This window comes from Streptococcus sp. 400_SSPC (genome assembly GCF_001072745.1).
GTDB lineage: Bacteria > Bacillota > Bacilli > Lactobacillales > Streptococcaceae > Streptococcus > Streptococcus xiaochunlingii.
In genome coordinates this window covers 1-6,189 of sequence record NZ_JVIQ01000040.1, presented here as the reverse complement: position 1 = coordinate 6,189, position 6,189 = coordinate 1, and the positions used below count along the sequence as shown (strand labels likewise).

Below are 6,189 nucleotides of genomic sequence, written 5' to 3'. Positions count from 1 at the left end.
AGCTGATGAAATCAGCGTAGTAGAGCCCACTCAACCACTGCGTCTTGCTCGACAATTCAAAGACAATTGAAAGGCTAGAACTTTTGTCCCAGCCTCTTCAGTCAATTAAATTTTCTAGTTAGTCTGCTAAAATCCATACGCTGACGGAGCGTTCTGAGACTGGGAAATCAGCCCAGCCGTCTTCTTGGATTTGAACGGGTTCTTGGTAATTTCCTAGGGCATCGTAGTAGGTCTGTCTTGCATATGCTTGGCCGATTTCCATGCGTTTGGCAGATGCAGCCGCATTTGAAATCACGCAGGCGATAGGAGCAGACTCTTCCGTTCCAGAGCGAGTCCAACCAATGCAGTTAGGATCATCAAAGTAGTCCCTTTGTTCACCGTAGGATAAGTCTTTGCGGATACGAAGGAGTTGATCAAGCTCGGCTTGGAAATCCTGCTGGGCAAAGTCTCCTGAAATCCCGTAATAGTCTCCGTAAAAGACACATGGAAGTCCAGCTTCGCGTAGGAGAATGAGGGCATAAGCGGCAGGTTTGAACCATTCACCAACAGTGGACTCTAAGGCTTGTCCTCTCTGGGTATCGTGATTATCGACAAAGGTTACAGCACTTTCTGGATGATTGCTTGCGAGCGTACCATTGAAAATAGTGGTTAAATCAAAGTTTTCCCCTTCTTGGCTAGCTCTAAAGAGATTTTGGTGGAGGGCAACGTCGACTAAGTCGAACTGATAGTCAATGCTAGATAGGTAGTCATTGTTGCTTTGTTCATCCCCGTTCCAAAACTCACCAAATACATAGAAATCGTCTCCATATTTGTCTGTGATTTGCTGGATGAAGTTCTTCATAAAGAAGGAGTCAATGTGTTTGACCGCATCTAGTCGGAAGCCTTGCACCCCAGTTGTTTTAATAAACCATTCAGCCCATTGGTTGAGGTTTTCGACCACTTCTGGGTGTTTAAAGTCGATATCAGCGTACATGAGGTAATCGTAGTTTCCGTTTTCGCTGTCGACCAGATCATCCTGAGCCCAGCCTTTGTTGTCCCCTTGGATCTGGTAGATCCCACTTTTATTGCGGGAAGCATCGTAGTCGGTACCGGTGAAGTGGTACCAGTGCCAGTGGAAGTCATTGTAGGCTCCATTTCGACCATCAAAGGTAAATTTTGTCCAGCCTTTGATAGTAAAAGGCTCAGTCAAGACGATGGTCCGATCGTTAGGGTCCACTTCGACCACTTCAAATTTTTCTAAACCATCGGCTGCTGCCTTATGGTTGAGGACCACATCAGCCATAGGTTGGATTCCAGCTTCTTTTAAGGCCTGAATGGCTTGCAAGTAGTCCTCTTTGAATCCATACTTGGTGCGGACAGTCCCTTTTTGGTCAAATTCTCCAAGGTCAAAAAGGTCATAGACGCCATAGCCGACATCATTGGCAGATGTCGCTTTAAAAGCAGGTGGCATCCAGATTTTACGAATGCCCAAATCTGCCAGGTGAGGAGCATCTGCAGCTAAGCGGGACCAGTGTTGGCCATCTGAGGGTAAGTACCATTCAAAATATTGCATTAAGGTTTGATTTTCCATTTTGTTCTCATCTTTCGTGAATAATGCCTTATTTTACCAAAAATGACAGGATAGGGCAAAGGTTTGCACTCTCGAAAACGCTGTCTTTATTGGATTAAGGATAAATGGGCTGGAAACGAGCTCTCGCATGAGAAAAATGGGGAATTTGCCCTCATGAATAGGAACTATTTTTTCGATTTTGTTCAAGTTGGCTCAATCTGTCTAAGAAGGGGTTATCAGTCGAAAAAGTGTCTCCATCATTTGATTGACAGGAGGGAATGTCTGTAGGATGTTCTCTGCTGTCAGTTTAGTTGTTATTCTGTTTGAATGCTGGTTGAAAGTCCCAGAATTCAGGTCTTATAGACTCATTCTAGGAGAGATATCTATTATTACTTAAAGGAGGCTTCCATTGAGATCCATAGAACATTTCCAAGAACAAATCGCCATCATTTTTCATGAGGCAATGTCCATACCGAGCTTTACCAATACCGAGACAGAAAGGGAGATAGAAGACTATCTAGAACAACGAATTGGGTCTATTCCATATTTTAAGAGTCACCCCCAGCACTTTGGTCGCTACCCTCTTCCCAATGACCATCTCCATCGCAGTGTCAATTGGGCCTTGGTCGATAAGGGCAAGAAAAAGACAGTGATCCTTTTTCACCACCACGATACGGTAGATCTAGAAGATTACGGTCCCCTAGCCCCTATAGCTTTGGATTCCGAGGCGCTGGTTCAAGCCTTGAAGGGCATTGATTTTCGATCAGAAATGCAGGAGGACCTAGATTCTGGCCAATGGCAATTTGGACGAGGTTCTTGTGACATGAAGGCGGCCTTGGCACTCCAACTGGGTGTCTTAGGAGCCTACGCCTCCGATCCAGAAGGGGGTCAGGTCAACCTCCTTTACCTATCTGTGGGAGATGAGGAGTCCTATTCACGTGGGATGAGAGGAGCATTAGGTTTGCTTTGTCAGTTAAAAGAAGAGTTTGACTTGGACTATGTCTTAGCGGTCGATTCAGAACCCTTTGAAGCTACTAGTGACAAGGAGAAGGTCCTACACATTGGAACGGTCGGTAAGCTCATGCCAGTCGTCGTGGCCCAGGGGGTCTTATCCCATATGAAGGAGCCTCTCAAGGGAATCAACGCCCTCTCTCTCCTAATCGCAGTCGCATCGAAATTGGATCTCCATCCAGACCTATCCGACCAAGCGCTGGGTGAGCAGTCTCCTCTTCCTTCTTGGTCTTATCTGAGGGATTTGAAGGACCAGTATGATGTATCGACGGTCCTCTACGCTGCTGGCTATTTCAGTGTGCTGCATCTGAAAAAGACCCCTCAGGAATTGCTGCAACGCATCAAGGAGTTGAGCCAGGAAGCGGTTGATGAGTTTTATGTCAAATACCTGTCCCTCCAGGACCAAGCGGGACAAGAACATTTGATAGCTCAGCCATGGGTGATCAGCTATCAAGAATTGCTGGATCGTTGCCAAAAGAAGGAAGGCTTTTCAAACTTCCAAGAGCAATGTGAGCAAAGGGCCTACCAAGCTTTCTTAACTGGAGTCAGCTATCAGGCCATTGCCATCCAGCAGATCCAAGCTTACTTAGACTTCCTAGCGGAGAAGACTCCATTGGTCGTTATTGGCTTTGCACCACCCTATTACCCATCCATGAACTGTCGCTCTTTACCAAATACCAGTCTTAAAATTGGCACCCTGGTGGATGATTACCGCCATTATTTAGGAAAACGCGGCCTGACCCTGAAGGTGGAGGAATACTTCATGGGCATTTGTGACACCAGTTATTGTGCCTTGGAGAGAGACCTAGCAAGCTATCAGGTCGTCTTGGATAGTTTGGCGATCCCTTCTCAAGTCTACGAGTTGGATCTGGAAAAAATTGCCCAGATTCAAGTGCCAGCAGTCAATTTGGGGCCTTGGGGAAAGGAGCTCCATCAAAGAGGGGAGCGGGTCTTTAGGGAGGATCTCCTGGAGACCATCCCTAACTATCTATTTGGCCTTCTCTACCGTTTTGAAGAATTGCTTTAATACTCAAGTTTTCCATTGACAAATGAGGAAAAGAGGACTAAAATATAGGCAAAATAAGTAACCACTTTCTTTCATTAGGGAAGTGGAATAGGAGAAGGAGAATCTATGATTGAATTTCAAGGAGTCACCAAGGATTATGATGGTCAACTGGCATTGAACCATTTGAACTTAACCATTGAAGATGGGCAAATTGTCGGCTTGATCGGCCATAATGGAGCCGGGAAATCAACGACCATTAAGAGTCTGGTCAGTGTCATCACCCCAACTACTGGTAAAATCTTAGTAGATGGGAAGGACCTCTATAGCAATCGCTTGGAAATAAAGAAGAAAATCGGCTATGTAGCCGATTCGCCAGATCTCTTCCTTCGTTTGACGGCCAATGAATTTTGGGAGTTGGTCGCTACTTCTTATGATATGAGCCAGCAGGAATGTGATGACCGCTTGGAGCAGTTGTTGCATCTGTTTGACTTTGCTAGTCATCGTTATGAGGTTATCGAGTCCTTCTCTCATGGGATGCGCCAAAAGGTCTTTGTCATCGGGGCTCTTCTATCTGATCCAGACATTTGGGTTCTAGATGAGCCCATGACTGGTTTGGATCCCCAAGCCTCTTACGATTTGAAGCAGATGATGCGGGAGCATGCGGATAAGGGCAACACTGTCATCTTCTCTACCCATGTCCTCGAAGTGGCAGAGCAACTCTGTGATAAGATTGCCATCCTGAAGAAGGGGAACCTCATCTTTTATGGCACCATCGAGGAATTAAAGGGACAACACCCAGAACAAAGCCTAGAGTCCATTTATCTTGGATTGGCTGGTCGAAGAGAAGAGGTGAGTCCAGATGCGTCTTAAAATGGTTCGTCGCCTAGTCGATGTCAACATTATCTATGCGACTCAGCCTGCCCAATTAGCGAAATTTAGAAAGAAGCAGGAAAAGGATCCGACTAGGAAGGTCAATGTTTCCGCACAGTCCATTCGGACCTATATATTTATCGGTCTCCTTTATCTCTTCCTTTTTGGGATACTTTCTAGTGCCAATGATTTTGTCTCTAGCCCAGGTCCCTTTGTCAATATGATTACGCTCTTTGCGCTCTTAGCCATATCCCAAGGCTTGATGAGTTTTTACAATGTCTTTTACGAAAGCAAGGATTTACAATTTTATCGTCCCTATGCCTTTTCGGATGCAGAAGTGATTGCAGGAAAGAGTATTTCGGTCATCTTAGTGCTCTTGATGGCCCTGCTTCCAATGATCAGTTATTTCATCATTCTTCCTATTCAAGCAGGGGGAAATGTTTTGGTGGGGCTCCTTCTTGGCCTTCTTTGTGCCATGATTCTCCTCTCCATCCTCTTTTTAGGCACCTTGTTCCTATCCCATCTGATTACCAAATCAGCTGTCTTTAAGAAGCACACCAGTTTGGTGTCTAACCTCATCATTGGATTGAGTAGTCTCATTTCCATTGGAGCCTATCTCTATATCAATATGCTCCAATCAGAGCACTCGGTAGCTGGTGATTTGGTCACTCAACCCAGCATTTTTCCTCCGATAGAGGTCTTCCATACCTTTATCTTGAATCCTTTGGATTCAGCTGCACTAGTGGGGATGTTGGCTTGGGTATTGGTTCTAGCAGTTCTCCTTTGGCTGGTCAAAAGTCAGGTCTTGCCTCATTTCTATGATGCTGCCCTTGAGGTTTCTTCTAGTCATGCGGTTAAGGAGCGGGTCAGTCAGATGAAGCTAGGAGATCAGAAGGCCTTTCATCGCTTTACCGTTTCCTACCATAAACGGCTTCTGAGTGATGGTACCTTGCTGACCCAGGTTATCTTCATGATGGCGATTTTCCCTTATCTGTTCACATTTGGCTTGTTTTTAGGAGCATCGCGAGCTTCCTTCCAAATTGAAAACTACCTCACGCCCCAATATCTGCTTCCTTTATCGTTGATTGCTTTTATGATTGGAGTTTTCAACTCTGTGGAAAGCTTGACCAGTATTGGGATCTCCTTGGAACGGGAAAATTTCGCTTATCTTCGTGCCCTTCCGATTGACTTTAAACGCTATTGTTTGAAGAAATTTTGGATCCTCTTTTCAGTTCAGTCTGCTTTACCGATCGTGCTCTTAGTAGGGGTATCTTGCTACTTTGGGGTCCATCCTCTCTCCCTTCTAGCTATGCTTTTGATTTGGTTTTTGACCAGTTTGAGTTTGAGTGTGATCGCTTTTAGACGTGACTACAAGCTTTTAACGACCAATTGGTCGACTGTAACGGATCTGATGAACCGTAATAGAGGAAATGCTGCCCTGAGAGGATTATTGATCTTCGTCTTTATTATCGTTATGCTGATTCTGATAGGTTTTGCTTTCTATCTATCCGCTGTGGCCTTCACCACCTTGATTGCTAGTGTGATTTATCTTCTCATTGCAGCTATAGGAGCTCTTGCAACTGTTTCTATCTATAAACGTACTTTTTATAAATTTAACCAAGAAATTGGTGAATAAAAAGATTCCCTCTGGTCCTGACCGGAGGGAATCTGTATGGTAAAAGAGAGTGGAACAGAAATCGGTAATTCGTTAGAATTCGATTTCGTCGTCCCACCTCCGCACAGTTGAGTAGGG

The 6,189-nt window shown here is 45.1% G+C and carries 4 protein-coding genes; 3 read left to right on the top strand and 1 reads right to left on the bottom strand.

What is annotated here, in order from left to right:
- Window positions 1-118 precede the first annotated feature (118 nt).
- Entirely contained in the window at window positions 119-1,570 is a 1,452-nt protein-coding gene (locus ADH49_RS05355; protein WP_048690519.1) for an alpha-amylase, read from the bottom strand.
- A gap of 442 nt (window positions 1,571-2,012) precedes the next feature.
- Here ADH49_RS05355 and ADH49_RS05350 point away from each other — a divergent pair, with 442 nt between their 5' ends.
- The 3 genes from ADH49_RS05350 to ADH49_RS05340 all read left to right on the top strand — a co-directional run bounded on the left by ADH49_RS05350 (window position 2,013) and on the right by ADH49_RS05340 (window position 6,072).
- On the top strand, window positions 2,013-3,587 hold the full coding sequence (locus ADH49_RS05350) for a M20/M25/M40 family metallo-hydrolase (protein WP_152904152.1): 1,575 nt from the start codon (window positions 2,013-2,015) through the stop codon (window positions 3,585-3,587).
- Between the two features lie 105 nt (window positions 3,588-3,692).
- Window positions 3,693-4,436, top strand: coding sequence for an ABC transporter ATP-binding protein (locus tag ADH49_RS05345; protein WP_048690515.1), 744 nt, complete (start codon window positions 3,693-3,695; stop codon window positions 4,434-4,436).
- On the top strand, window positions 4,426-6,072 hold the full coding sequence (locus ADH49_RS05340) for a hypothetical protein (RefSeq protein WP_048690513.1): 1,647 nt from the start codon (window positions 4,426-4,428) through the stop codon (window positions 6,070-6,072). The genes ADH49_RS05345 and ADH49_RS05340 overlap by 11 nt, the downstream gene beginning before the upstream one ends.
- Window positions 6,073-6,189: the final 117 nt, after the last annotated feature.